The organism is Pseudomonas chlororaphis subsp. chlororaphis (assembly GCF_003945765.1).
Lineage (GTDB): Bacteria > Pseudomonadota > Gammaproteobacteria > Pseudomonadales > Pseudomonadaceae > Aquipseudomonas > Aquipseudomonas chlororaphis.
Genome location: NZ_CP027712.1, coordinates 5383780 through 5410189, shown reverse-complemented (window position 1 = coordinate 5410189; position 26410 = coordinate 5383780). Strand labels below are relative to the sequence as shown.

Annotated in this window: 23 protein-coding genes; 8 read left to right on the top strand and 15 right to left on the bottom strand. The window is 63.5% G+C overall.

The annotated features are described in order from the left end of the window. Nucleotide 1: 1 nt before the first annotated feature. Nucleotides 2-229 carry a hypothetical protein gene (locus tag C4K27_RS24400; RefSeq protein ID WP_037004964.1) on the top strand — a complete coding sequence of 76 codons (228 nt, stop codon included), beginning with the start codon at nt 2-4 and terminating at the stop codon, nt 227-229. A 59-nt stretch (nt 230-288) separates the two neighbouring features. Here C4K27_RS24400 and C4K27_RS24395 read toward each other — a convergent pair whose 3' ends face one another. The 10 genes from C4K27_RS24395 to C4K27_RS24350 all read right to left on the bottom strand — a co-directional run bounded on the left by C4K27_RS24395 (nt 289) and on the right by C4K27_RS24350 (nt 14460). Next, nucleotides 289-3312, bottom strand: a complete 3024-nt coding sequence (locus tag C4K27_RS24395) for a multidrug efflux RND transporter permease subunit (RefSeq protein WP_053262435.1) — start codon at nt 3310-3312, stop codon at nt 289-291. A 13-nt stretch (nt 3313-3325) separates the two neighbouring features. After that, nucleotides 3326-4477: an efflux RND transporter periplasmic adaptor subunit gene (locus tag C4K27_RS24390; RefSeq protein WP_053262434.1), complete on the bottom strand. Its 1152-nt coding sequence runs from the start codon at nt 4475-4477 to the stop codon at nt 3326-3328. 136 nt (nt 4478-4613) lie between these two features. Continuing rightward, nucleotides 4614-5711 carry a DUF1513 domain-containing protein gene (locus C4K27_RS24385; protein WP_053262433.1) on the bottom strand — a complete coding sequence of 366 codons (1098 nt, stop codon included), beginning with the start codon at nt 5709-5711 and terminating at the stop codon, nt 4614-4616. A gap of 2 nt (nt 5712-5713) precedes the next feature. Then, nucleotides 5714-6778, bottom strand: a complete 1065-nt coding sequence (locus tag C4K27_RS24380; RefSeq protein ID WP_053262432.1) for an imelysin family protein — start codon at nt 6776-6778, stop codon at nt 5714-5716. Nucleotides 6779-6808: 30 nt separating this feature from the next. Then, entirely contained in the window at nt 6809-8236 is a 1428-nt protein-coding gene (locus tag C4K27_RS24375; RefSeq protein WP_053262431.1) for a di-heme oxidoreductase family protein, read from the bottom strand. 313 nt (nt 8237-8549) lie between these two features. Then, on the bottom strand, nt 8550-9893 hold the full coding sequence (locus C4K27_RS24370) for an imelysin family protein (protein ID WP_009045343.1): 1344 nt from the start codon (nt 9891-9893) through the stop codon (nt 8550-8552). Between the two features lie 163 nt (nt 9894-10056). Then, nucleotides 10057-12108: a putative bifunctional diguanylate cyclase/phosphodiesterase gene (locus C4K27_RS24365; protein WP_007929764.1), complete on the bottom strand. Its 2052-nt coding sequence runs from the start codon at nt 12106-12108 to the stop codon at nt 10057-10059. A 305-nt stretch (nt 12109-12413) separates the two neighbouring features. Continuing rightward, nucleotides 12414-13010 carry a superoxide dismutase gene (locus tag C4K27_RS24360; RefSeq protein WP_007929765.1) on the bottom strand — a complete coding sequence of 199 codons (597 nt, stop codon included), beginning with the start codon at nt 13008-13010 and terminating at the stop codon, nt 12414-12416. Between the two features lie 440 nt (nt 13011-13450). Then, on the bottom strand, nt 13451-14053 hold the full coding sequence (locus tag C4K27_RS24355; protein WP_053262430.1) for a LysE/ArgO family amino acid transporter: 603 nt from the start codon (nt 14051-14053) through the stop codon (nt 13451-13453). A gap of 5 nt (nt 14054-14058) precedes the next feature. Continuing rightward, on the bottom strand, nt 14059-14460 hold the full coding sequence (locus tag C4K27_RS24350) for an ACT domain-containing protein (RefSeq protein WP_053262429.1): 402 nt from the start codon (nt 14458-14460) through the stop codon (nt 14059-14061). A gap of 96 nt (nt 14461-14556) precedes the next feature. Between C4K27_RS24350 and C4K27_RS24345 the strand changes: the two genes are divergently transcribed. The 4 genes from C4K27_RS24345 (at nt 14557) to C4K27_RS24330 (ending at nt 18452) form a co-directional block, all read left to right on the top strand. Continuing rightward, a complete protein-coding gene (locus C4K27_RS24345) occupies nt 14557-15450 on the top strand; it encodes a LysR family transcriptional regulator ArgP (protein ID WP_053262428.1) in 894 nt (297 codons plus the stop codon). A gap of 96 nt (nt 15451-15546) precedes the next feature. Beyond that, nucleotides 15547-16539 carry an NAD-dependent epimerase/dehydratase family protein gene (locus C4K27_RS24340; protein ID WP_009045338.1) on the top strand — a complete coding sequence of 331 codons (993 nt, stop codon included), beginning with the start codon at nt 15547-15549 and terminating at the stop codon, nt 16537-16539. A gap of 106 nt (nt 16540-16645) precedes the next feature. After that, nucleotides 16646-17482: a hypothetical protein gene (locus tag C4K27_RS24335; protein WP_053262427.1), complete on the top strand. Its 837-nt coding sequence runs from the start codon at nt 16646-16648 to the stop codon at nt 17480-17482. A gap of 133 nt (nt 17483-17615) precedes the next feature. Next, a complete protein-coding gene (locus C4K27_RS24330) occupies nt 17616-18452 on the top strand; it encodes a cache domain-containing protein (RefSeq protein WP_037035532.1) in 837 nt (278 codons plus the stop codon). A gap of 50 nt (nt 18453-18502) precedes the next feature. Here the strand turns inward: C4K27_RS24330 and C4K27_RS24325 are convergent, their stop codons facing one another. Further along, nucleotides 18503-20020: an MDR family MFS transporter gene (locus tag C4K27_RS24325; protein WP_053262426.1), complete on the bottom strand. Its 1518-nt coding sequence runs from the start codon at nt 20018-20020 to the stop codon at nt 18503-18505. A 77-nt stretch (nt 20021-20097) separates the two neighbouring features. Continuing rightward, a complete protein-coding gene (gene pobA, locus C4K27_RS24320; protein WP_173613362.1) occupies nt 20098-21282 on the bottom strand; it encodes a 4-hydroxybenzoate 3-monooxygenase in 1185 nt (394 codons plus the stop codon). A 186-nt stretch (nt 21283-21468) separates the two neighbouring features. On the opposite strand from pobA, the gene C4K27_RS24315 reads away from it, so the two are divergent. Beyond that, nucleotides 21469-22359, top strand: a complete 891-nt coding sequence (locus C4K27_RS24315; RefSeq protein WP_053262424.1) for a helix-turn-helix domain-containing protein — start codon at nt 21469-21471, stop codon at nt 22357-22359. Between the two features lie 15 nt (nt 22360-22374). On the opposite strand, the gene C4K27_RS31315 is transcribed toward C4K27_RS24315, so the two are convergent. Further along, a complete protein-coding gene (locus C4K27_RS31315) occupies nt 22375-22551 on the bottom strand; it encodes a hypothetical protein (RefSeq protein ID WP_007929787.1) in 177 nt (58 codons plus the stop codon). A 138-nt stretch (nt 22552-22689) separates the two neighbouring features. Continuing rightward, a complete protein-coding gene (locus C4K27_RS24310; RefSeq protein WP_037035534.1) occupies nt 22690-23595 on the bottom strand; it encodes a LysR family transcriptional regulator in 906 nt (301 codons plus the stop codon). 144 nt (nt 23596-23739) lie between these two features. Between C4K27_RS24310 and C4K27_RS24305 the strand changes: the two genes are divergently transcribed. Continuing rightward, nucleotides 23740-24624 (top strand): MBL fold metallo-hydrolase, encoded by an 885-nt coding sequence (locus C4K27_RS24305; RefSeq protein WP_007929792.1) that lies wholly within the window; start codon nt 23740-23742, stop codon nt 24622-24624. Nucleotides 24625-24700: 76 nt separating this feature from the next. Then, complete coding sequence (locus tag C4K27_RS24300) at nt 24701-25315, top strand: NAD(P)-dependent oxidoreductase (protein WP_009045330.1); 615 nt, start codon at nt 24701-24703, stop codon at nt 25313-25315. Between the two features lie 142 nt (nt 25316-25457). On the opposite strand, the gene C4K27_RS24295 is transcribed toward C4K27_RS24300, so the two are convergent. Beyond that, a complete protein-coding gene (locus C4K27_RS24295) occupies nt 25458-26339 on the bottom strand; it encodes a LysR substrate-binding domain-containing protein (RefSeq protein ID WP_053262674.1) in 882 nt (293 codons plus the stop codon). Between the last annotated feature and the right edge of the window lie 71 nt (nt 26340-26410).

The window sequence follows — 26410 nt, the reverse complement described above, 5'->3', positions numbered from 1 at the left end:
GATGAAGCTCGAAATTGCACGAGGTTTGTTTTTAGTAGGAGCCTTGGCAGTTGCATCCTTGGCGGTGGCTGCCTGGGAGCAGCCACGCATGGAAGTCCTCAGCACGGCGCAGGGTGATGCGCATTGCCCGTTGCCACGGGTCGTCAAAACGACCCAGGGAGCCCAGCCCGATCGTGACCTGTTGTTGTTCATGTTCGGCCTGACTCAGGGAATGAGGCCACAGAGTTGAAGACCATCAAGCCCGATAAAAAGGCCTCGCATCGCGAGGCCTTTTTTATTGCGCGTCCTTCACTTGTCCGGCCTGGCCAGCAGGGTGTAGATGCAGGGCAGCACGAACAGGGTGAACAAGGTGCCGATCGACATTCCCGTGGCGATCACCGTGCCGATGTCGAACCGGCTGACCGCGCCGGCACCGGTGGCCAGGATCAGCGGCACCATGCCGAAGACCATCGCCGCGGTGGTCATCAAGACCGGCCGCAGGCGAATGGCCGCGGCGGCTTCCACGGCCTCGCGCGGCGTCAGTCCCTGGTCCTTGCGCAGCTGGTTGGCGAACTCGACGATCAGGATCCCGTGCTTGCTGATCAGGCCGATCAGGGTCACCAGCCCGACCTGGGTATAGATGTTCATGCTCGACCAGCCGAGAAACAGTGGGATCAAGGCCCCGCAGATCGACAGCGGCACCGTCACCAGGATCACCACCGGATCGCGGAAACTCTCGAACTGCGCCGCCAGCACCAGGAAAATGATCGCCAGCGCCAGGCCAAAGGTCACCCACAGCGCGCTGCCTTCCTGGACGAACTGTCGTGAGGCCCCGGCATAGTCGAAGGCATAGCCCGGCGGGGCTTCTTCCTCGGCGATCTGGCGCACGGTATCGATCGCTTCACCCATGCTCACGACCGGGAATCCGGAAATGGTCGCGGCGTTGAGTTGCTGGAACTGGTTGAGCTGTCGCGGGCGGGCCCGATCGTGGACGCTGATCAGGGTCGACAGCGGCAGCGCCTCGCCCTTGGCGTTTTTCACGTAGTAGTTGTTCAGCCATTCGGGGGTGTCGCGATAAGGCCGTTCGACCTGAGCGATGACCTTGTAGCTGCGTCCCTCGATGGTGAAGCGGTTGATTTCCGCCTCGCCGAGCAAGGTGGCCAGGGTCCCGCCCAGGTCCAGCATCGACACCCCCATCTGCGCCGCCTTGGCGCGGTCGATGTCGACCACCACTTCCGGCTTGTCGAAGGCCAGATCGATATCGACAAAGGCGAACTTGCCCGATTCCATGGCGCGTTTCTTTACCCGGTCGGACAGTTCCAGCAGCGACTCGTAATCGTTGGGGCTATTGATGATGAAGGCGAACGGCAGCCCTTCGCCGGTGCCCGGCAGGGACGGCAGGTTGAAACCGAAGACCTGCAGCCCGGCGATGCCCGCGAGCCGGGCCTGGACTTCGGGCAGGATCTGCATCTGCGTGCGCTTGCGCTCGTTCCAGGGTTTGAGCAGGAAGCCGCCGATACCCGATTGCACGCCGTTGAAGCCGTTGATCTGGAACGAGGAGTAGTACTCGGGGAACGTCTTGAAGATCTCCAGGAACTCGTCGGTGTAGGCGTTGAGGTAATCCAGGTTGGCCGGCTGGGGCGCGGTGGCCATCATGAAAATGATGCCCTGGTCCTCGTCCGGGGCCAGTTCCGACTTGGTGAAGGTGAGCAGGGCCGGGATCAGGCACAGCACGATCAGGGCGAACACCAGGACCACCGGCCGAGTGTTGAGGGTGCCATGCAGCAGGCTCTGGTAGCGGCGCTTGAGGCTTTCGAAAATCAGGTCGAGGCGGTGGGCCAGGCCGCTGGGGTTTTCATCGTGGCGCAGCAGCAGGGCGCACATCATCGGCGACAGGGTCAGGGCGACGATGCCGGAAATCACCACCGCGCCGGCCAGGGTCAGGGCGAACTCTTTGAACAGCGCCCCGGTGAGCCCCTGCAGGAAGCCGATGGGGGCGTAGACCGCCGCCAGGGTGATGGTCATCGACACCACCGGCATGGCGATTTCCCGGGCGCCTTCGAGGGCCGCGTCCAGCGGCGTCTTGCCTTCCTCGATATGGCGGTGGATGTTTTCCACCACCACGATCGCATCGTCCACCACCAGGCCGATGGCCAGCACCATCGCCAGCAGGGTCAGCAGGTTGATCGAGTAGCCCATCAACTGCATGAAAAACATCACGCCGATCATCGACAGCGGAATGGTGACCACCGGGATCACCACCGAACGCAGTGCGCCGAGGAACAGGAACACCACCACGATCACAATCAGCACGGCTTCGAACAGGGTCTTCACCACCTCGTTGATCGAGGCCTGGATGAACAGCGTGGCGTCGTAGGCGATCTCCGACTTGAGGTTGGGCGGCAGCTGGGCCTCCAGCTCCGGCATGATCTTGCGCACTTCCTTGATCACGTCCAGCGGGTTGGCGTTGGGGGTCGCCTTGATGCCGATATAGACCGAGGGGATGCCACCAAAGGAGCTGATGGCGTTATAGTTCTCCGCGCCCATCTCGACCCGTGCCACGTCGCTGAGCAGCACCCGGCTGTCGCCCTCGGTCCGCAGGGGAATGGCGGCGAAGGCTTCGGCGGATTTCAGTTCGGTGCTGGCGTTGATGCTGGTGACCACGTACTCGCCCTTGATCTCACCGGCCGCGGACAGGAAGTTGTAGCGGCGTACCGCGCTGGTCACGTCGCCGGCGCTCAGGCCGTAGCCGGCGAGCTTGACCGGGTCCAGCCACAGGCGCATGGCGAACACCTGGTTGCCGAGGATCTCGGCCTCGGCCATGCCCGGCAGGGTCGCCAGCTTCGGCTGGATCACCCGCGACAGGTAGTCGGTGATCTGCGGGTTGTTCAACTCCTGGCTGAAGAAGCTGATGTACATCAGCGCCGAGGCGTCGGCGGCTTCCTTGCTCAGCACCGGGTCCTCGGCGTCCTGGGGCAGCTTGTTCTTCACCTCGTTGGCCTTGGCCAGCAGCTCGGTGAACAGGCGGTCGCTGTTGGCGCCGATGCGGGCGTAGACCGAGATTACCGAGAAGTTCTGGCGACTGACCGAGGTCATGTAGTCGATGCCCTCGGCACTGGCCAGGCTCTGCTGCATCGGTTGGGTGATATAGCCCTGGATGGTCTCGGCGTTGGCCCCGGGGTAGGCGGTGGTGACCGTGATCAGGGCGTTTTCCATCTGTGGGTACTGGCGCAGCGGCAGTTTGCTCCAGGCCTGGAAGCCCAGCAGCACGATCAGCAGGCTGACCACGGTGGCCAGGACCGGACGACGGATGAACGGATCTGTAAAAGCCATGAGGATTCCTTGATCAGTTCGCGCGTGGCTGGCCGCTCTGTTCGGGGGGTAGCATCTTGTCCGGGGTGATGGCGATGTGGGCGCCATGGTCCAGCTTGATTTGCCCGGCGCTCACTACCTGTTCGCCGTTGCTCACGCCCTTGTTGATCAGCACCAGGCCGTTGCGCCGTTCGCCGGTTTCGATGAAGCGCCGCTCGGCGATCAGCACCGGCTGGCCCTTGTCGTCTTTCTCCGGGCTGCCATCGGCGGCCTTTTTCTCGGCCACCACGTACAGCGAGTTACCGTACAGGGTGTAGGTGATGGCGCTCTCCGGTACCACCACCCGGGGCTGCGGATCGGGCAGCAGCACCTGCAGGTTGGTGAACATGCCCGGCAGCAGCTTGCCGTCGGGGTTGGCCAGGGTGGCGCGCACCTGCACGTTGCGCGTGGTGTCTTCGACCTTGGGGTTGATGGCGCTGATGGTGGCGCTGAACTGCTCCTCCGGATAGGCGGAGACCATCACGCTGACCGATTGGCCCAGGGCGATTTTCGGCACGGCCTGTTCCGGGACGAAGAAGTCCACGTACAGGCTGCTGAGGTCTTGCAGGGTGGCGATCACCGTGCCGCTGGCGAGGTAGTCGCCGACATCCACATGGCGAATGCCGATGGTGCCGCTGAAGGGCGCGAGCAGGCGTTTTTTCGCCAACGAAGCCTTGAGTTGATTGACCGTGGCCTTGTTCTTTTGCAGCAGTGCCGACAAGCGATCGTATTCGCCGCGGGAAATCGCCTGGCTGCCCACCAGCTGGCTGCCGCGGCCATAATCAAGCTGGGACAGGCCCAGGTCGGCCCTGGCGGTTTCCAGCAGGGCGCTTTCCACGTCGCTGTCGAGTTGCAGCAAGGGCTGCCCGGCGCTGACCTTCTGCCCGGACTCGAACTGCAGCTCCTTGACGGTCCCGGCCACTTCCAGGCTGAGGTTGACTCCCTGCAGGGCCTTGAGGGTACCGACCGTGGGCAGGCGGGTTTGCCACGGTTGTTCGCGAGCCGTGGCCACGGCCACGCTGATCGGCGGCTTGGGCACCGAGAAGAGCTTGACCTGCTGATAGATGGAGAAGGCCTTGTAGCCTGCCAGCAACAGCACGATCAGCAGGACGACACCCAACATGATAAACATGCGGCGACGCAGCATATTCCGGTTCCTTGGAAAACGAAGCTGGGAAAACCAAGCTGATTGCCGAAGACATTACTCCGACTTTTCGGGGGCTTCCAGATGACAATCCGGTCATCCAGAGTCCTGTTTTCCAATCCTGCGCGGCGGCGAAAAACTAGACCAGGTGCAAATGGTTGTCCCAGAGCCCTGCCGGCAAATCCAGGGGTTTTGCCACCAGTTGTTTCTGGCGACAGTCGTAGAAGCGGCAGCGCCCCTGGCCCGAGGTCACGACAAAACCATCCTCCACCGCACCGACCCCGGCACAGTCCGGCAAGGGCGCGTCCAGGCGCACTTCGGCGCTGTCCAGGTCCCAGATGAAAAAGCGGTTGCCGCGCGGGGCGGTGAGGGCCACCAGGCGCAGTTCGCTGTGCACCGCGACGCTGGCGGTGTAATGCCCCATCGCCTGCAACTGGTGCTCGGCCACCGGGAAGGCCTGGAATGGCTGCCCCGGGCGCTTGATCGCCAGCAGTTGCGACGACTCATGGACGTCGCCCATGAACTGCTGGCCGGTGACGATGGTGCCGTCGCCGGCGATGCCCATGTGACGCACGCTGTTCATCTGCTGGGCCAGGGTTTCCTTGCTCAGCAGGTTACCGTCGCGCTGCATCAGCACCAGGCTCGGCTCCATGGCGTCGAGGTTCATCTCGACGCGACTTTCCGCCTCGGTGCGAATCCCGCCGTTGGCCACCACCAGGGTCTCGCCGTCCGGCATCCACGACACCTGGTGCGGGCCGATGCCGTGGGTCGGGATCTCGCCGCTGTGCACCAGGCGTTCGCCCTCGAACCGGTACACCCCGAGCAGGCCACGACCCGGATCGCTTGTGTCGTTCTCGGTGGCGTACAGCCAGTCGCCGCTCTTGTGGATCACCGCGTGGCCATAGAAGTGCCGGTTCGGCTGCGAGGCCAGGGTTTGCAGGAGTGTGCCGTCGCGCAGGTCGATCAGGTAGCTTTCGGTGCCCGGGCGACGGGCGACGAACAGGGCGATCGGCAGCGTCGGGTGGTTGACGATGTCATGGCAGCGTTGACCGACCCGGGTGGCGAACACTTGCGTGCCGTCCAGGCGATAGCCGACGGCGTAGTGCTTGCCGTCGCCGTCATCGCGCGCCGAGAGCAGCAGCGGGCCTTGGTCCTTGTGCTTGAACAGCGTCCAGCCACCCAGCGTGACGGCGCTCAGCAGCAGGCTGCCGAGTGCCAAAGCCTGACGTCGCAGCATGATCAGTCACCGTCGTTGGCGTTGAAGCCCAGTTGGATGCCCAGTGCCTTGGCCAGTTCGCCTTCGTGCAGGCGGTGGACGACGTTGAGGCTGTCGTAGATATCGTTCAGTTGCTGGCGGCCGGCGTCGTCGGCCAGCAGCTCGGTCAGCGAACGCTGGGTGCTGGCGAACAGCTTCAGCGAGGCGGTGTAGGCGGCGTCGATCTTGTCGGCCAGCGGCTTCTGCTCGGCCGGCAACAGGCCGCGCAGGCCCTTGTTGTCGACCCCGGCCCAGACGGTCTGGGCCGCGGCGAGGCTGGCTTCCAGGCTCTGCATGGACGACTGGCTGCGCCAGGCGTCGGCCTGGAACGGCTGTGGAATGCCCTTGCTCTGACGGCCCATCGGCGTGCCGAGCTTCTTCTTCAGGGTGTCCAGCGCGGTGACCTGGACCCGCAGCAGGTCGGCGATGGCCTCATGGGAGTCGGCGTAGCGTTGGTTGGGGAACTTGCTCATCTGCGCGAGCATGCCGTCGCTGGTGTTCCAGCGCGACAGGATCTCTTCGGCGAGCTGCTTCTGGCGTTCGCCAATGGCGCTCAGCAGCGGGCAGTAGCGGGCTTTCTGCTCGCTGTTGGCCATGTCGATCTTGCTGTCGAACAGGATGTATTCGTAGGCGGAGAGGCCTTGCACCACGACGCTGGACTTGGCCAGGGCGGCGGCGTCGATCTGCGGCGTGGCGCTGACCAGCTGTTCGACCTGACGGCCGACCAGGTTCTTCTTGTCCGGCCAGAACTGCACTTGCCAGGAGCGGTTGCCCTCGGCCAGCGGCCCGATCAGCAAGGGTTGCAGTTCCGCCCAGGCTTTCTGCGCGTGCAGGAAGTCGGCACGGGCGGTGTCCAGGCTTTGCTTGCCTTCACAGAAGGCCAGGGCGCTGATCGCCAGCTGGCGGTCGGCTTCGACCCAACGGCTGTAGGTCGGCAGGATCACCTGTTTGGCGATGGCCGCCGAGGTCACGGCTTGTGGGTCCTGCGGTGAGCAGGCACCCAGGGCGAGCGCGGCAAGGCTGGTGAACAACAGCTTGGGACGGAACATGTTCGGGCTCCCGTTTCTTGTAAGAAGGCGTTAAAGAGAATTCAGGAATGCCAGCAACGCAGCGCGCTGTTCGGCATTGAAGGATAAAACCTGTCGCTGCGCCGCCTGGGCCTCGCCGCCGTGCCAGAGCACGGCTTCGAGCAGGTTGCGGGCGCGACCGTCATGCAGGAACTGGGTGTGGCCGCTGACCGTTTCCGTCAGGCCGATCCCCCACAACGGCGGCGTGCGCCAGTCGCGGCCGCCGGCCTGGAATTCGCTGCGGTGGTCGGCTAGGCCTTCGCCCATGTCATGCAGCAGCAGGTCGCTGTAGGGGCGGATCACTTGATTGGCCAGCTCGGGTTCCGCGGCGTCGGCGGCGGTGGTGAACCGGGGGGTATGGCAGGACTGGCAGCCGGCCTGGTAGAACAGGTTCTTGCCGGCCAGCACTTGTGGCGAACCAACCTCGCGGCGCGCCGGCACCCCGAGGTTGCGGCTGTAGAACAGCACCAGGCGCAGGATGTTGTCGCTGACTTCCGGTTCGCCATCCGGCCCGTTGCCATTGGGGGCTTGCTTGCAGGCGGTCTGGGCGTCGGTGCAGTCATCGAAGGGTCTCAGGCTGGTGGTCAGGCCCATATCACCAGAGAACGCGTGAACATTTTGTTGATTGAGGTTGGGTTGTCCGGCTTTCCAGCCAAAACGCCCGAGTACGGTCTTTTGCTGGGCATCGTCCCAGACCCGGTTCGGCCGTCCGGCAATGCCATTGCCAGCCTTGGCTTGCGCTTGGGCATTGGCCAGGATCGCCGCCTCGGGGATGGCTTCGAGCAGGCCCAGGCCGATCATCGGCGGCGCCACGCGGGCCGAGAAGCGGGTGTCGGGATGCATCGGGCCATAACCGAGCTGAGTGATCTGCAGCTTCGGCTTGCGCAGTTCGACTTCGCTGCCGTCCTTGAAGCGCACGGTCAGCGGCTCGTACTCGACCCGCACCTTGCCTTCCGGGGCGACGCCAGGCACCGCCATGTCCTGGAACTGCCCGCCGTACACCGGTTCGGGCACTATGCCCAGCTGCTCGATGACCTTGGCGTAGGTCGGCTCATTGGGGATCGACAGGCGCACCAGCATCGACACGGCGTTATCCGAGTCGGGCGTCGGCGGGTGGCCGCGGCCGTCCTTGATATGGCAGTTCTGGCAGCCGTTGGTGTTGAACAGCGGGCCCAGGCCATCGCGGGCGGTGGTGGTCGAGGGAGCGATCACCCAGGGGCTGCGGAAGAAACTGTTGCCGACGCTGAAGTCCAGGCGCCGGGTCGGCGACAGGTTGGCCGACGGCATGGAAAAGGCGTTCTGGTCGCTCTTGCGCACGGTCGCCTCACCGCCGGAACGCGCTTCGCCCGGCTCGGCCTGGGTAAAACGCGGGGCGTCATCGCAGGCACTCAGGCTCAAGGCCATGAACAGCGCAGACCAGCGAAGCAGCGACGGGGGCATCGGATATCCTGCAGGACGAGCAAAACAAGGGCGCAAAGTCTAACAGGGCAGGGGAGTTTGAATAAGAGGAATTATCGTTCCGCTTGACGTGGGACAACGCAAGCGAAGCCTGCCTGTCCCTGTCCCCCGGCTCTGGTCTGGTCCTGTAGCCGCTGCCGCAGGCTGCGATCGCCACCGAAGGGGGCGCAGGGTTTCAAGATCGCTGAAGGCCTGCGGCCTTATCGCAGCCTGCGGCAGCGGCTACAGGGGCCGCGTCATAGACAGGCACAAAAAAGGCGACCCGAAGGGCGCCTTTTCATTCCCGCAACAGTGATCAGAACTCGTGATCGGCGTTGTCCGGGTTCAGGTCGCTGATGCCCAGCTTGCCCGCGGCCTGTTCGATCGAACCGGTCTGCTTGACCAGCGCGGCGATGGCGTCACGCACGATCTGGTTGCCCGCGTCGTTGCCGGCGGCGATCAACTGATCGTAGTGCTCACCCTTGTTGGCGTGATCGACCATGACCTGGATCTTGGCTTCGGTGGCGGCCAGGTCGGCCTTCAATGCGGTGTCGGCGGCCGGGTCGATTTTCGCCACCAGCGACGACAGGCTGGCGCCGGTCAGCTTGGTGCCGTCGACGCGGGTGTATTCGCCCAGGTACACGTTGCGGATGCCCTTGGCATCGTAGAAGTGCGAATTGTGGGTGTTGTCGCTGAAGCAGTCCTGTTCGTCTTCAGGGGAGTTGGCTTCCAGGGACACCTTCATGCGCTCGCCCGCCAGTTCGCCCAGGGACAGGCTGCCCATGCCGAACAGCATTTTGCGCAGGCCGCTTTCAGCCGGTTCCGCTTCCAGGGTGGCGCGGTAGTTGTCGGCCACGTTCGGCTTCCAGTTACCGACCATTTCTTCCAGGTCGTTGACCAGCAGTTGGGTCACGGCTTTCAGGTAGGCACGGCGACGGTCGTTGTGGCCGCCGGTGGCGCCGGCGCCTTCCAGGTAGTCGGAAGCCGGACGGTTGCCGGCGCCAGGGCCGGTGCCGTTCAGGTCCTGGCCCCAGAGCAGGAATTCGATGGCGTGGTAGCCGGTGGCGACGTTGGCCTCGGAACCGCCCAGCTCGTTGAGGCTGGCGAGTTTTTCCGGGGTGATGTCCTTCACGTCGACCTTGTCTTCGCCGACCTGGACTTCAGTGTTGGCGATGATGTTGGCGGTGGCGCCCGGGTTACCCAGCGCGTGCTCGTAGGACTTGTCGACGTAGTCGATCAGGCCTTCGTCCAGCGGCCAGGAGTTCACCTGGCCTTCCCAGTCGTCGACGATGGTGTTGCCGAAGCGGAACACTTCGCTCTGCAGGTAAGGCACGCGAGCCGCGACCCAGGCAGCCTTGGCGGCTTTCAGGGTGTCGGCGTTGGGCTTGGCGAGGAAGGCGTCGATCGCGGTCTGCAGGGTCTTCGCGGTGGATTCGGCATCGCTGTACACGGCGAAGACCATGTCGGCGTAATGCGCGACGACCGCCTTGGCCGCCGCTTCATCGACCTTGCCGGCCGCAGGAGCGGTGGCCGGGGCTGCGGTGCTGGCGGCTGGGGTAGCGGCTTGCGGCGCGGCAGCCTGGTCTTTGCCTTCGCCGCAACCGGCGAGGGAAATAGCGATGGCCAACAGACTGGCGGTAGCCAGAGGCATACGAATCATGGCGAACATCCTGCTTCGAGAGAGGGGTGGAGTGGCGCGGGGGATGCGCAAAACTGCGACATAATGCGAAAGATTTGCATTATGTGTAAAGGGTTGTGGTTGTAAATATTTCCTATTCAGGAAGCGATTGCGCTGGATCAGGCTTATGCGCGCAATCGGGTCTTCAGAGGATGGCCGCGTTACTGCGCTGGGCCTGTTTCAGGTAGGCGCTCAGCTCCCGTGCCGGCAGGGGTTTGCTGTAGTGATAACCCTGACCTTCGTGGCAGCCTTCGGAGATGATGTAGGCCTCTTGTTCGGCGGTTTCCACGCCCTCGGCGATCACCTGCATGCCCAGGCTTTTACCCAGCTGGATGATCGCCCGCACGATGGTCGCATCGTCGTCGTCATCCAGCAGGTCCTGGACGAAGCTCTTGTCGATCTTGATCTTGTCCAGCGGCAGGCTCTTGAGGTAGCTCAGGGACGAGTAGCCGGTACCGAAGTCGTCGATGGCGATCAGCGCCCCCGAGCGGCGCAGGCTCAACAGGTGCTGGGCGGCGGTGCTGATGTCTTCCATCAGGCCGGTTTCGGTGACTTCCAGCTCCAGGCTGCGCGGCGGCAGGCGATAGATCTGCAGCAGGTTGTTGACCACCCGCGGCAGCTCGGCGTGGTGCAGTTGCACGGTGGACAGGTTGACCGCCATGCGCAGGTCGCTGAAGCCCAGGTCATGCCATTCGCGCAGTTGGCGGCAGGCCTGGTCCAGCACCCATTCGCCGATGGCGATGATGGTGCCGTTCTGCTCGGCCAGGGGAATGAACAGGTCCGGCGGGACGAAGCCGTGTTCCGGATGCTGCCAGCGCAGCAGCGCCTCGACCCCGACCACACGATGATCGCGGTAGCTGATCTGCGGCTGGTAGACCAGGTGGAACTGCTCGCGGCTCAGGGCTTCGCGCAGGTCTTTTTCCAGTTCGCGGCGCCGGCGCATCTCGCTGTCGACGCTGGCGATATAGAACTGATAACGGTTGCGCGACCGGCTCTTGGCCAGGGTCATGGTCTGCTCGGCTTTCTGCAGCAGCTTCTCGGTGCTGTCGCCGTCTTCCGGGAACAGGGTGATGCCGATGGTGGCGCGCAGGCGGATTTCCTGGTGATCGAGGGCAAACGGTGCTTCCAGGTCGTCGAGAATGCTCTGCGCCAGTTCGGCGGCTTCGTAGGGTTGTTCGATATCGGCCTGGACCAGGGCGAACTGGTCACCGCCAAGGCGGGCGAGGGCGCCCAGGCGACCACTGTGGGCCCGCAGGCGATCGGCCAGGGCCAGCAGCAACTGGTCGCCGGTCTGGTAGCTGAACTGTTCGTTGATGCCCTTGAAGTCGTCGAGGCCGACACAGAGCACCGCGACCCGGCGTTGCAGGCGGCCGGCGTCGATCAGGATCTTGTCCAGTTGCTGTTGCAGTTGCTGGCGGTTGGGCAGGCCGGTGAGGAAGTCGTACTGGGCCATGCGCAACAGGCTGTTTTCCGCTTCATGGCGCAGGTGCGTGTTGCGTTCGATCGATGCCAGCAACTGGTTGGCGGTATTGATCCAGATCCCCAGCTCGTTTCGCTCGTGGCCCTTGAGCAACGGGATCTGATGTTCGCTGGGGCGGTCCGGATTGATGGTGGTCAGGTGCTCGATGATCCGCGACAGCGGCTTGGTCAGCAGCCAGTGGTAAACCAGGTACAGCACCAGGCCCATGGCCAGGGCGCGCAGTACGCCGGAAATGAAAATGATCACCGAGCTGACGATAAACCCCTGGCCGTAGGTGGCCGTGTCGAGGGTGATGCTCAGGTCGCCGTAGTATTCGCTGTAGGGCCCGCGACCCACCAATTGGGTGGTGAAGGTGCGCTCCTTGCCGAGGATCAGATCGGTCAGCCAGCGGCTGGGGGAATTCTGCAACTCACGGGTTTTTTCCGCGAGCATGGTTTCGTTGGGATGGCCAATGGAGGCCATGCGCACAGCATCGTCCTGGAACAGGCCTTCGATGACTTGCATGCCCATTTCGCGGTCCAGGCTGTAGACGGCCTGGGTCGAGGGGTCGCGAAACATGTCGAGAATACGCTGGGCATCATTAGCGACCGCCTGCCGAGTCTTATAAGCATCGAAGACGATTTGTGCGCAGCTCAGCACTACGCCCACTATCAGTGCCGACAGCAGCACAACCCGGAGCAACTTCACCGACAAGCTGTTTTTGAGTTCCAGCTTCAAAGGGTTATTCCTTGTTCCGTGCGGGTAGCGTCAAGTTGCCATGAGTATTGGCAATCCCGTGATGGCAGTCAAAGGGACAATCAGGCCCAGGATATTTCACCTGTAGGCTTGGTTGGAATGCCGGGAGCCAGCATATCCGCGCTTATCGGTTATATGTCGGTAGCCAAGCCTTGCAACTTGAGGGACGGCGGAGATTTTTTAGCTGAATAGAGAGGTTAGTCCGCCGGGCTGGCACGGCAAACCTGGCCCTTGCCGGTAAAACGAAAAAACCCGGCAATGCCGGGTTTTTTTGACTGCAAACGGGCTTAGGCGACGAAGGTCTTGCCTTCGAACTGCTCGGCCACGAATTTCCAGTTGACCAGGTTCCAGAACGCTTCGACGTACTTTGGACGCAGGTTGCGGTAGTCGATGTAGTAAGCGTGTTCCCAGACGTCGCAAGTCAGCAGCGGGGTGTCGCCGCTGGTCAGCGGGTTGCCGGCGCCGATGGTGCTGGCCAGGGCCAGGGAACCGTCAGCCTTTTTCACCAGCCAGCCCCAACCGGAACCGAAGGTGCCGACGGAAGTCTTGGTGAATTCTTCCTTGAACTTGTCGAACGAACCGAAAGCGGCGTTGATGGCTTCAGCCAGTGCGCCGGTTGGTTGACCGCCGGCGTTTGGCGCCAGGCAGTTCCAGTAGAAAGTGTGGTTCCAGACCTGAGCGGCGTTGTTGAAGATGCCGCCCGAGGAAGACTTGACGATCTCTTCCAGGGTCTTGCCTTCGAACTCGGTGCCTGGCACCAGGTTGTTCAGGTTCACGACATAGGTGTTGTGGTGCTTGTCGTGGTGGTATTCCAGGGTTTCCTTGGAAATGTGCGGCTGCAGGGCATCGTGTGCGTAAGGCAGCGGCGGCAATTCGAAAGCCATGATGATTCTCCTAATCAGGTCAGTTGCGGTGAGCGCAAGGCCGATCACGGGCGGCCAGACAAGCGCCGGGGAGTTTGTACTCTTTGCGGCGCAGGGTTCGGATCATAGCACCGGGGGTGCGGCTTAACCACGCAACAACTGTGTGGGATAGAGGTTCAAGGGGATGCCCTCGCTAAATGACGAAACGCGTTGGCGCTGTGATCGTGCCAGGCAAGGCGCGGGACGCAGAGGATGCTTTTTGCCTCTTCAAGTCCCGCAACGCAGCATGGCACGATCACAGCGCCAACCCGAAGGGCCGTCGCCCCGCAAAGCGCAATCCGTCGTTGTTCGTCGCTCATTTGGACCACCAAACCACGCTCCTCACGCCTAGTCTTGCGCTTTGCGGGGCGGCGGCGCGCTCGTCATTTAGCGAGGGCATCCCCTTAGCCTTTTGGAATAAATCACCCAGCGGTCATCAACTGGATCGCGACACTGAACATCATCACCGCCACCAGCAGGTCGAGAATGCGCCAGGTGCTCGGCCGTGCCAGCCACGGAGCCAGCCATGCGGCGCCGAGGGCGAGGGTGAAAAACCACAGCAGCGAAGCACTGGCCGCGCCGACCACATAGGCGCCGGGTTCGGTCTGTTGCGCGCCCAGCGAGCCGATCAGCAACACCGTGTCCAGGTACACATGGGGGTTGAGCAGAGTCACCGCCAGCGCACTGAGCAGCACCGCGCGCAGCGAGCGCACGGTCTGGTTCTCGCCCTGTTGCAGGCTTTGCCTGGAACAGGCGCGACGCAGGGCCTGGCTGCCGTACCAGATCAGGAACGCGGCGCCGCCCCAGCGGGCAACCGCCAGCAGTGTCGGGCTCTGCGCCAGCACCGTGGCCAGGCCGAATACCCCGGCCGCCACCAGCAACGCATCGCAGGTCACGCACAGCACGGCCACCGGCAGGTGGTGTTCACGGCGCAGGCTCTGGGCCAGGACAAACGCATTCTGGCTGCCGATCGCCATGATCAGCCCGGCCGCTACCAGCAGCCCGTTAACGTAGCTTTGCCACATAGTCTTTACTCCTCGCCCGCCGCCAGTTGCCGCAGCACGCCCATGGCGCGCTCGGCATCGGCCTTACCGACAAACAGATGATCGTGGTAATAGCCGGCGATCACGTTGCAACTGATCCCGGCCTTGCCCAGGGCGCTGGCGAACGCGGCGGTCAGGCCGACGGCTTCCAGGGCCGAGTGCACGTTCAGGGTGATCCAGGCCGCGACGTAATCGAAACCCAGCCCCAGCCGTTCGGCCTGCTGGCGCTCGAGGATCACCGTGAGTCCTTCCTGCTCGCGAAAGCTGCCCAGTACGTCGCTACCTTCGAGCAGCGCGCGATCGGCGATGGAGCAGAACACGTAGTCGCCGTGGTTGAGCTGCGGGCTCATGCTGCGCAGCAGGGTATCGAGGGAGGTTTCGCCAGCCATGAAAAAGGTCCTTGAACGAGAAAGCATGCTGGCTATTCTCCGGTGGCAGGCTGTATAAGAAAAACCAATATTACTGATCGCTCATTAGGAAAACTGATGTTCGACTATAAATTGCTGTCCGCCCTGGCCGCGGTGATCGAACAGGCCGGATTCGAGCGTGCCGCGCAGGTGCTGGGGTTGTCGCAGTCGGCGATTTCCCAGCGGATCAAGCTGCTCGAAGCGCGGATCGGCCAGCCGGTGCTGGTGCGGGTCACTCCACCGGCGCCGACGGAAATCGGCCGGCGCCTGCTCAACCATGTGCAGCAGGTACGCCTGCTCGAACGCGACCTGCAGAGCCAGGTGCCGGCCCTGGACGAGGAAGGTTTGCCGGAGCGTCTGCGCATCGCCCTCAACGCCGACAGCCTGGCCACCTGGTGGGCCGAGGCGGTGGGCGACTTCTGTGCCGAGCAGCACTTGCTCCTCGACCTGATCGTCGAAGACCAGACCGTGGGCCTCAAGCGCATGCGCGCCGGCGAAGTGGCGGCCTGTGTCTGCGCCAGCGAGCGGCCGGTGGCGGGCGCCCGCAGTGTGCTGCTGGGTGCCATGCGCTACCGTGCCCTGGCCAGCCCGGCGTTCCTTGCGCGGCATTTTCCGCAAGGCGTGCAAGCCGAGCGCCTGGCCCGCACGCCAGCCCTGGTGTTCGGCCCGGACGATTTCCTGCAGCACCGCTACCTGGCGGCGCTGGGGGTCGATGGCGGGTTCGAGCATCACCTGTGTCCCTCGTCCGAGGGTTTCATCCGCCTGACCGAGGCCGGCCTGGGCTGGGGGCTGGTGCCCGAATTGCAGGTGCGCGACCAGTTGGCGCGGGGTGTGTTGGTGGAGCTTTTGCCAGATAAGCCGATCGATGTGCCGCTGTACTGGCATCATTGGCGCAATGGTGGCCAACTGTTGGGCCTGCTCACCGAGCACCTGGTGCGTTCTTCGGCGCAATGGCTGGTGCCGTTGGCGTGACGTCGGGCGTCAAGGCATCAGGCAAGACACCCTGCAACACCCCATGCAACACAAGTGTGCGACAGGCATGAAACACGAAAGCAATCGGAGCAAGTCATGAAAATTCTGGTCACCGGCGCAAGCGGCTTCATTGGTGGACGCTTCGCGCGTTTTGCCCTTGAGCAGGGCCTGGATGTACGGGTCAACGGGCGTCGGGCCGAAGGTGTGGAGCATCTGGTGCGGCGCGGGGCCGAGTTCGTCCAGGGCGACTTGAGCGATGCCGACCTGGTGCGCGACCTGTGTCGCGACGTCGATGCGGTGGTGCATTGCGCGGGGGCGGTGGGGCTCTGGGGGCGTTATCAGGATTTTCACCAGGGCAACGTGCTGGTCACCGAAAACGTGGTCGAAGCCTGCCTCAAGCGCCATGTCCGGCGCCTGGTGCATCTGTCGTCGCCGTCGATCTATTTCGACGGTCGCGACCATCTGGGCCTGACCGAGGAGCAGGTGCCCAAGCGCTTCAAGCACCCTTATGCCGCCACCAAATACCTGGCGGAGCAGAAGGTGTTCGGCGCCCAGGAGTTCGGCCTGGAGGTGCTGGCGCTGCGCCCGCGTTTTGTCACCGGTGCTGGCGACATGAGTATTTTCCCGCGCCTGTTGAAGATGCAGCGCAAGGGCCGCCTGGCGATCATCGGCAACGGCCTGAACAAGGTCGACTTCACCAGTGTGCAGAACCTCAACGAAGCGCTGCTCAGCAGTCTGCTGGCCAGCGGCTCGGCCCTGGGCAAGGCCTACAACATCAGTAACGGCGCGCCCGTGCCGTTGTGGGACGTGGTGAACTACGTGATGCGCCAGATGGGCGTGCCGCAGGTCACGCGCTACCGCTCCTTTGGCCTGGCCTACAGCGTGGCGGCCCTCAATGAAGGCTTCTGCAAGCTCTGGCCGGGCCGTCCGGAGCCGACCCTGTCGCGCCTGGGCATGCAGGTGATGAACAAGAACTTCACCCTGGATATCAGCCGCGCCCGCCATTATCTGGATTACGAACCTAAGGTCAGCCTGTGGACGGCCCTGGATGAATTCTGCGGCTGGTGGAAGGCCCAGGACATACGCTGAAAATAAACACTGAACCGCGTTCGGGGTTCAGGGTCGATGAGGGCGGCGGGTTAGCGGTTTATACTCGCCGCATTCAGCTATCACCGCGGTTTAGAAAGGTTGCCCCATGCGTAACGATGCCAACGACGACTTCGACGATGTTCCAAGCCTGCGTGCCGATACCCTCGACGATGATTTCCCGACCACCGCCGCGGGCCGCGCGCGTACTTCGGTGCATTCGCGCAGTGTGCCGGTAACCAAGGTCAAGACCCCGAATGCCGGGCCGCTCTGGGCGCTGGTCGGCGCCTTGTTCTTTGCCTTTATCGGACTGGCCTGGTGGAGCTTCCAGCAGATCTCGCTGATGGAGCAGCAACTGGTCGCCACCCAGGAAAGTTTCGCCCGCATCAGCGAAGAAGCGGCGGGGCGCCTGCAGGATATTTCCGGCAAGGTGGTGGCCAGCCAGTCCAGCGTCAATAGCGACAGCGAAGCCTTGAAGTTGCAGATCAAGCAGCTGGAAAGCCGCCTGCAGGACCAGGGCAAGCAGCAGCAAGGCGTGGCTGGGCAGGCCACGGACCTGGACAAGCGGCTGGCCCAGATGACCGCGCAAGCCACCGAGCAGCAGGCGGCCAATACCCAGTTGCAGGCACAGGTGAAAACCTTGGGCAGCGAACTGGCCGCCCTGAAAAGCGCGCCTGCCGACACCAGCAAGGTCGATGCCCAGTTCAAGGGCCTGAACGCCGAGATCGCGGCCTTGAAGAAACAGGGCAACCCGAGCGCCGCCATCGAGCGTCTGGAACAGGACATCATCGTGCTCAAGAGCCAGCAGGACAATCGTCCCGCCGCGGCCCAGGGCGGCACCAACACCGCCGAGTTCGACGCTTTCCGCGGCCAGGTCACTCGCAACATCAATACCCTGCAGAGCCAGATCCAGAACCTGCAACAGCAGCTCAATACTCGCCCCTGACCCTGGCGACCTTCCCGCGCGTGGCGTGGGAAGGTCGCAGTTTTGCTTCTCGCCTCCCTGCTTCGCTGAATACTCGACCATATCCCGCAGCCGTCTACGCTCTTGAAACACCAACAAGAACGAGGGACGCGCAATGAGGGGATTGCTTAGAGCCACGGTGCTGGGAGGGTTGCTGATGTTCTGCGCCAGCCAGGTCCAGGCAGCGGACGATGCCACGGCGGCCAAGGCCCTGCTGGAGAAGGCCCTGGCCTATTACCACGACCACGGTGACAAGGCCTTCGCCGCGTTCAGCCGGCAGGGCGAGTTCGTCGACAAGGACCGTTATGTGTTTGTGGTCGACACCAAGGGGGTGATGCTGGCCAGTGGCGGGCCGTCGTCGGCGCTGATCGGCCGCGATGTTTCCGAGGTGCTTGGGCCGGATCTGCAAAAGGCCTTCAAGGACGCGCTGAAGATTCCCGAGGGCAATGGCATCCAGCAAGCCGAATACCGCTGGCAGAACTGGGCCGACGGCAAGGTCGAGCGCAAGCATGTGTATTACCAGCGGGTCGGCGAGCGGATCCTGGCGGTCGGCTATTACCTGCCACGGGCTTCCGCCGAGCAGGCCAAAGCCTTGCTGGACAAGGCGGCGACCGAACTGGTCAAGGATGAGAAGGGCACGCTGACAGCGATCAACTCGCTCAAGGGCGGCTTCCTGCAGGACGACCTGTATGTGTTCGTGGTCGATCTGGACAACCAGCGCTACGTGGCCCACGGCACCAATCTGCGGTTGATCAATACCGACTTCGGCAAGGTCAAGGACCCGGACGGCAAACCGGTGGGCGAGCCGATCCTGGCGCTGATGGCCACCCAGGAGCAGGGCGAGTATGAGTACCGCTGGAAGAACCCGGTGACGGCCAAGGTGGAAGACAAGCACGCCTACCTGCGCAAGGTCGGGCACTTCCTGGTGGCGGTGGGGTACTACAGCCCGTAAAGGTCGGTCGCCAGTCAGCTCGCCTGTGGAAGAGCTGACTGGCGATGCCGTTATCTGACCTTGTCTTCGCGCCCGCGCAGCAGCGCGTTGGGCATGGCCAGCGCCGCCGCCAAGCCGAGCAACGACACCGCCGCGCTGACCATCAGCAAGTGTTTGAAGGTCAGCAGCAACTCAGCCCGCAAGGCGCCCTGTTCCGGACCCGGCGCGGCGTTCAGACCGTCGAGCAGCACATTGCCCGAGTGGCCTTCGCCGATCAGCGCCGAGCCGCTCAACTGGGCGAAGCTGGAATCCTGCAACAGCGCCAGCAACAGCGCCGACATCAAGGCCACGCCCACCGCACCGCCCAGGGAGCGGAACAGGTTGGTGGTGCTGGTGGCGACCCCGATGTCCCGTTGTTCCACCGAGTTCTGGCTGCCCACCAGCGACGTCGGGAACTGCATGCCCGAGGCAATCCCGCTGAACAACATGAACACACTGCTCAGCAGCACCGCCTGGGGCGGGCTGAAGGCCATGCCGAGAACGGTCAGTGGCATCAGCAGGGCGCCACCGAGGATCATCGGCTTGTAGCGGCCGGTCACCGAGGTCATGCGTCCGGCGAAGTAGGCGCCCATCGGCAGGCCGATGGCCAGCGGCAGCAGGTGCAATGCCGCGCTGTCGGCACCGGCGCCGGTGACGCTCTGAAAGCGCAACGGCATCAGCACCGTCAGCGAGATGGCCTGGAAGCTGGTGAAGAACACCGTGCACCAGCACAACATGGCGTTGCGATTGGCGAACAGGTGCATGGGCAGCAGCGGCTCTTGCGTGCGCCGTTCATGCCAGGCGAACAGGACCAGGGCGACGACGGCACACGCCAGCAGGCCTAGCACTTCGCTGCTGCGCCAGGCGTGGCCCTGGCCGAAATGGGTGATCGCCAGCAGCAGGGCCGTCAGGCCGATGATCATCAGCAGCGTGCCGAGGTAGTCGATGATCGGTTTGCGCTGCGGAATCGGCAGCCCGCGCAGATTGCGTCTGGCCACCAGCCAGGCGCCCAGGCCCAGGGGCAGGTTGATCAGGAACACCCAGCGCCAGGACAGGTATTCGGTCATGTAGCCGCCGAGCACCGGGCCGGCGACGCTGGCCGCCGCGTACATGCTGCTGAAATAGCCCTGGTAACGCCCGCGCTCGCGGGGCGGCACGATGTCGCCGATGATCGCCTGGCTGACCGAAATCATCCCGCCGGCGCCGATGCCCTGGAAGATCCGCGCCAGGACCAGCTGTTCCATGTTCTGCGCCATGCCGCAGAACAGCGACGCCAGGGTGAACAGACCCATGCCGAACAGCATCAGCTTGCGCCGCCCGTAGAGGTCGCCGAGCTTGCCGTAGATCGGCACCGACACGGTCATGGCCACCATGTAGCCGGAAATCACCCAGGCCAGCAGGCTGACATCCTTGAATTGCGCGGAGATGGCGGGCATGGAGACCGCGACTATGGTCTGGTCCAGGGCGCCGAGGAAGATCGCCAGCATCAGGGCGATCAGTACGCTGCGAAGAGCCAATTGGGGCTGGCCAGGCTGGTTGGGATTGGACACGAAATAACCTGCAGGCAGTGATTGACCCGCAGGGTGCAAGGCGAGCGGGAATGCTCGCCAGTGTACTCGATAGGCTCCTACTCGATAGCCTCGTAAGGAAGGCCGACGTAATTTTCCGCGATGGTTTTGCGCCCGGCCTCGGAGTCGACGAAGTACGCCAGCTCCGACTCGGCGATGCGCTGGCTGAAGTCGTCGGAGTCGGGGAAACGGTGCAGCATCGCGGTCATCCACCAGGAGAAACGCTCGGCCTTCCAGATCCGCCGCAGGCAGATTTGCGAATACTTCTGCAGCAGGTCGGTGCGTTGCTCGCGGTAGACCTTGAGCAGGATGTTGAACAGCGTGCTGACATCGCTGGCGGCCAGGTTCAGGCCCTTGGCCCCGGTGGGCGGCACTATGTGCGCGGCGTCGCCGACCAGGAACAGCCGCCCGTATTGCATCGGCTCGACCACGAAGCTGCGCAGCGGCGCGATGCTTTTCTCGATCGACGGCCCGGTCACCAGGCGTTCGGCCAGCTCCTCGGGCAGGCGCTTCTTGAGCTCGTCCCAGAAACGCTGATCGGACCAGTCGGCGACATTTTCCTCCGCCGGTACTTGCAGGTAGTAGCGGGTGCGGGTGGTCGACCGCATGCTGCACAGGGCAAAGCCGCGTTCGTGGCGGGCATAGACCAGTTCGTCGTGGACCGGCGGGGTGTCGGCGAGAATGCCGAGCCAGCCGAACGGATAGACGCGCTCGAACACCTTGAGCTTGTCGGCCGGGATCGACTGCCGGGCGACCCCGTGGAAGCCGTCGCAGCCGGCGATGTAGTCGCAGTCCAGGCGATGGGGTTCGCCCTGGTAATCGAAGGTCAGGTAGGGCTGGTCGCTGTGCATGTCGTGAGGGCGCACGTTGTCGGCCTGGTACAGGGTCCGGGCGCCGACGGCCTGGCGGGCTTGCATCAGGTCGCGGGTGACTTCGGTCTGGCCGTAGATCGTCACGCTCTTGCCATTGGTGAGGGCGTGCAGGTCGATGGCCACCCGGCGGCCGTCGAGGGCCAGTTCGAAACCACCGTGCACCAGGCCTTCGGCGTCCATGCGCTGGCTGACCCCGGCCTGGCGCAGCAGGTCGACCATGCCTTGTTCCAGCACCCCGGCGCGGATGCGCCCGAGTACGTAATCCGGGGTTTGTCGTTCGAGAATCAGGGTATCGATGCCGGCCTTGTGCAGCAGTTGGCCGAGCAGCAGTCCGGAGGGGCCGGCGCCAATGATGGCGACTTGAGTTTTCAGGGTTTTCATTGTTTTTATGACTCGCAAGCTTCACGCGAACAGGTTCGCTGACTGATTTTTATGTTTCGAGTGCCTGCATTTTTCACTTGTGATGCTGTCAGTTGAAGGTGAAAACTGAGCCGATACCTGTTCATTTCACCAATCGGTGCGATTATCGCCCGTCACCCAGAGGCCTGGATTGCAGTTATGAATAAGCCTGCCTTGCCTTCAATTCCGGTGTTCAAACTCTATGGGGAAAGCCTGGATTGGCCGACACCGGACCTGCTGCACTGCGAAACCATTTCCAAGCGCAGCCGCGAGCACCATTGGGAAATCAAGCCGCATCGGCATGCCGATCTCTGTCAATTACTGTTCGTGCATCGCGGCCAGGCCGAGCTTGAGATCGAAGGCCAGCGCACGTTGCTGGGGGAGTCGGCGCTGCAGATCCTGCCGGCCCTGTCGGTGCACGGCTTTCGTTTTTCCGAAGACATCGACGGTTATGTGGTGACCCTGGCGGCGCCCTTGATGGCCCATCTGCAAGCCCAGCTGGGGCACTCGGTGAATGCCCTGGCCGTAGCCGAGAGCTACCCGGCGGGCGCCGACGGCGACTACCTGAACAGCCTGTTTGCCGCGTTGCAGAACGAGTACCAGGGACGTGAGCCGGCGCGGGAAATGCTCATGCACTCGCTGGTCAGCGTGATCATGGTGTGGGTCAGCCGCCAGGCGATCCGGCGCCGCAGCGCCAGCCAGCGACCGCAGCGGGCGCGGGAGTATTTCAATGGCTATATCCAACTGGTGGAGGCCCACTATCGCGAGCATGTGAAGGTCGAGGACCTGGCGCACAAGCTGGGGATTTCCGTTTCCCACCTCAATGGCACCTGCCGCGAACTGGCGGGCCAGCCGGCCCTGCAGATCATGCATGAGCGTCAGCTGCTGGAGGCCAAGCGCCTGCTGACCTACACCAGCATGACCATCTACGAGATTTCCGACACCCTGGGGTTTTCCGATCCCACCAACTTCACCCGGCTGTTCCGCCGCCGAGTCGGGATCTCGCCCAAGGCTTTCCGTGACCGGCTGAAGACCGATCACGAACCGTGACGCCGCGCGCCTGCATCATTTCAGGGAGTTGAGGGTCGCGTTGTGCGGGATGCACTGGTCGACGTTGCAGCTGGCGTAGACACGTGGCTGTTGCCGGGCCTGCTCGACGCGATAGGCCGCTGTTCCATACAGCGCCAGGGTCGCGGTGCAGGTGACGAAAATGGCCAGGTATCTTCTTGTTTTGATGTTCATGGCAAACACCTCTGAACGAATACCCCTGCGCGTGTGGGGGTACTGTTATCAGCATAGATCAGCCATGTGGATCAGCCATGGCCGCCGGCCAGGTCGCGGGCAGCGTGTTGATGCGGTATTCAGCGGTCTTATCGGGCTTTAAAGGCCCTTGTCCCACTCCGGCTCCTCGGGGAAGCGCAGCACCAGGAAATCCAGCATGCTGCGCAGGGCCGCCGGCATGTGTTTGCGCGAGGCGTAGACCGCGTACATGTTCATTTGCCGGGGCTCTGCGTGGGGCAGCAGGCGCACCAGTTCGCCGCTGTGGATATGCACCCCGGCCTGGTAGCTGGGCAGCATGGCCACGCCGGCGCCGGCCATGGTCGCGCGCAACAGGGTGCTGGCTTCGTTGGCGCTGATATTGCCCTGCACCGGGACCGAAACCTGTTCGCCGTCCTGCTCGAAATGCCACAGGCTCTTGCCGAAATAGGAGTGGGTCAGGCAGTTGTGCTGGCTGAGTTCCTCGACGCGTTGCGGCGCCGGGTGCTCGCGCAGGTAGGCCGGCGAGGCGCAGATCACCGAGCGGCAGACCGTCAGGCGCCGGGCGATCAGGTTCGGGTCCAGGTCGTTGCTGGTGCGGATCGCCAGGTCGATGCGCTCGTCCACTAGGTTCACCGTGCGGTCGAGCATCTGCAGGTCGATGCTGACGCCGGGGTAACGCTTGACGTAGGTGGCCATGGCATCCGCCAACTGGGCCTGGCCGAACGAGGTGCTGACGCTGATGCGCAGCAAGCCGCGGGGCGCGTCGTCGGGTTCGCTGACGGCGGCCTGCATGTCCGTCGACAATTCGAGCATCTGCCGGCAGCGGGGCAGGATCTCGGTGCCCGCCGCGGTCAGGCTCAGCTTGCGGGTGGTGCGGTGCATCAGCCGGGCGCCGACCCAGTCCTCCAGCTCCGCCAGATAGCGCGAAACCACTGGCCGCGAGAGGTCCAGGTGGTCGGCGGCGGCCGACTGGCTGCCAAGGTCGACTACGGTGACGAAGACGCGCATTGCTTGAAGACGATCCATGATTTGCCCGCTTTCAGAAACAAACTATGTCCAAGCATCGCATTTTTTGTAACGAGTGCGGCAACTAAGCTTCATCTCCATCGCCATTTACCTATCGCCACCTACCCCTGGCCACTTACGGCCGACAGACCATCGGAGCTGCACATGATCGGATTCACCTCACTCAAGCGCCTGCTGCTGGCCACCGCCACCCTGGGTTTCGCCGCCCATGCCGCCGCCGTCGAGCCGGCCCTGAGCCTGGATGTGTACAACCCGGGCGCCGCGGCGATTTTCCCGGTGACCTCGGTGCTGGTCAGCGGCAAGAAGGAAGCGATCCTGGTGGACGCGCAGTTCGGCAAATCCCAGGCCGAGCAGCTGGTGGAAAAGATCCGCGCCAGCGGCAAGCAGCTGACCACCATCTACATCAGCCACGGTGACCCGGACTACTACTTCGGCCTGGACACCATCACCCGGGCCTTCCCCAAGGCCAAGGTCGTGGCGTCGCAGCCGACCGTCGAGCACATCAAGGCCACGGTCGACGGCAAGCTCGCATTCTGGGGCCCGAAAATGGGCGCCGACGTACCGGCCAAGACCATCGTGCCGGGCGTGCTCAAGGGCCACAGCCTGAGCCTGGAAGGGCAGAAGCTGGACATCATCGGCCTGGACGGCAAGCAACCTGACCGCACCTTCGTCTGGATCCCGTCGATCAAGGCGGTCGTCGGTGGCGTGGTGGTCGCGGAAAACATCCATGTGTGGATGGCCGATACCCAGACCGCGCAATCCCACAAGGACTGGCTGACCACCCTGGACACCATCGCCGCGCTGAAACCCCAGACCGTGGTGCCCGGCCATTACCTGGGCGAAAGCGCCCGCTCCCTGGCTCCCGTGCATTTCACCGCCGACTACATCAAGGCCTTCGATGAAGAAACCGCCAAGGCCAAGGATTCCGCCGAACTGATCGCGGCAATGAAAAAGCGTTACCCGGACCTGGGCGAAGACAGCTCCCTGGAGCTGAGCGCCAAGGTCGCCAAGGGCGAAATGAAGTGGTGATTCGACCGTCCCCGCGCCTGGCGCGGGGGCATTCCCTGTAAGGCTTTGCGTCACTTATCGGAACTGGAGAACTGTCATGAGCAAGATCGCAATCATTGGGGCCACCGGTCGTGCCGGTAGCCAACTGCTGGAAGAAGCCCTGCGTCGTGGTCACAGCGTTACCGCGATTGCCCGTAACCCGGCGAAAATCGGCAATCGCGCTGGTGTGGTGAGCAAGGCGGTCGACGTGCTGGACGGCGCGGCGTTGCAAGCGGCGATCGCCGGTCACGATGCGGTGATCAGCGCGGCGCACTTTTCCACCATCGCGCCCAAGGCCGTGATCGAGCCGGTGAAAAAGGCCGGGGTCAAACGCCTGCTGGTGGTGGGCGGTGCCGGTTCGTTGCTGTTGCCCGACGGCAGCCGGGTGATCGATGCCGCCGGTTTTCCGGACGAATACAAGGCCGAAGCCAGTGCCGGCAGTGTGTTCCTCGATACCCTGCGCCAGGAACAAGAGCTGGACTGGACCTTCCTGTCGCCATCGGCGGAGTTCGTCGAAGGCGAGCGCCGCGGGCAGTTCCGCCTGGGCCAGGATCACCTGCTGGTGAGCGCCGAAGGCAAGAGCTGGATCACCTTCGCCGACTACGCCATCGCCATGATCGATGAGCTGGAAACACCGAAGCACTCCCGCCAGCGTTTCACCGTCGGTTACTGAGACACCCTGTAGCCGCTGCCGGAGGCTGCGATCGGCTGCGCAGCAGTCGTAAAACCAGACACCGCGTTTTTGCAGGTACAACGTGTTGACCGGATTACGACCGCTACGCGCTCGATCGCAGGCTGCGCCAGCGGCTACAGGGCTATCGTGCCCGGGCCTGTTCCACCAGCCAGTCCAGCAACGCCCGCAACTGCGGCGACGGTGCCGAGCGATCGGGGTGCACCAGGTAATAGCCCAGCCCCGTACGGACCTTCAATTCAAATGGCATGACCAGCCGCCCGGCGCTCAGGTCTTCGCCGATCAATGCCCAATCGCCAATAGCTACCCCCGTCCCCTGGGAAGCAACCGACATCGCCAGGTCCAGGGTTTCGAAATGCTGGCCCTTGCCGATGTTGTTCAGCACCGTCCCCGAGGTTTTCAGCCAGGTACTCCAGTCATGGGTATCCAGGGTCGGGTGCAGCAGCATGTGTTGCTGCAGGTCGGCCGGGGTGTTGAGTGGTATCGCCCCTTCGAGCAGTGCAGGTGAACACACCGGCGTCAGCTGTTCGTCGAACAGGTGATAGGCACCGAGGGTGGAAGGTGGCGGGGCACCGTAAATCACCGCGGCGTCGAATTGTTCGCGACTGAAGTCCACCCCGTGCTGCACGGTGGTGGTCAGCCGCACAGGCACGTCCGGCCGCTCTTTCTGCCACTGCATCAGGCGCGGCAACAACCAGCGCATCACACAGGTGGACGCCTTGAGTTGCAGGGTGTCGCGGTTCACCCCGACCTGTTCCACCCCCTCGCTGATCAGGCCGAACACCTGTTCCACCCGTGGCAGCCATTCCCGTCCTTCGGCCGTCAGGCTCAGGCCGCGGGCCTGGCGCTGGAACAAGGCATAACCCAGGTGACTCTCCAGGCCGGCGATCTGCCGGCTCACCGCACCCTGGGTGATATGCAGCTGCTCGGCCGCGTGGGTGAAGTTGCAGCAGCGCGCGGTGATCAGAAAGGTGTGCAGCGCGGGCAAGGGCGGGAGGCGTTTCATAAAGGGCCAAGGCATGACGTGAGGACATGGCGAGTATGACTTTTTATCCATTGTTCCCGCTACACGCAGCC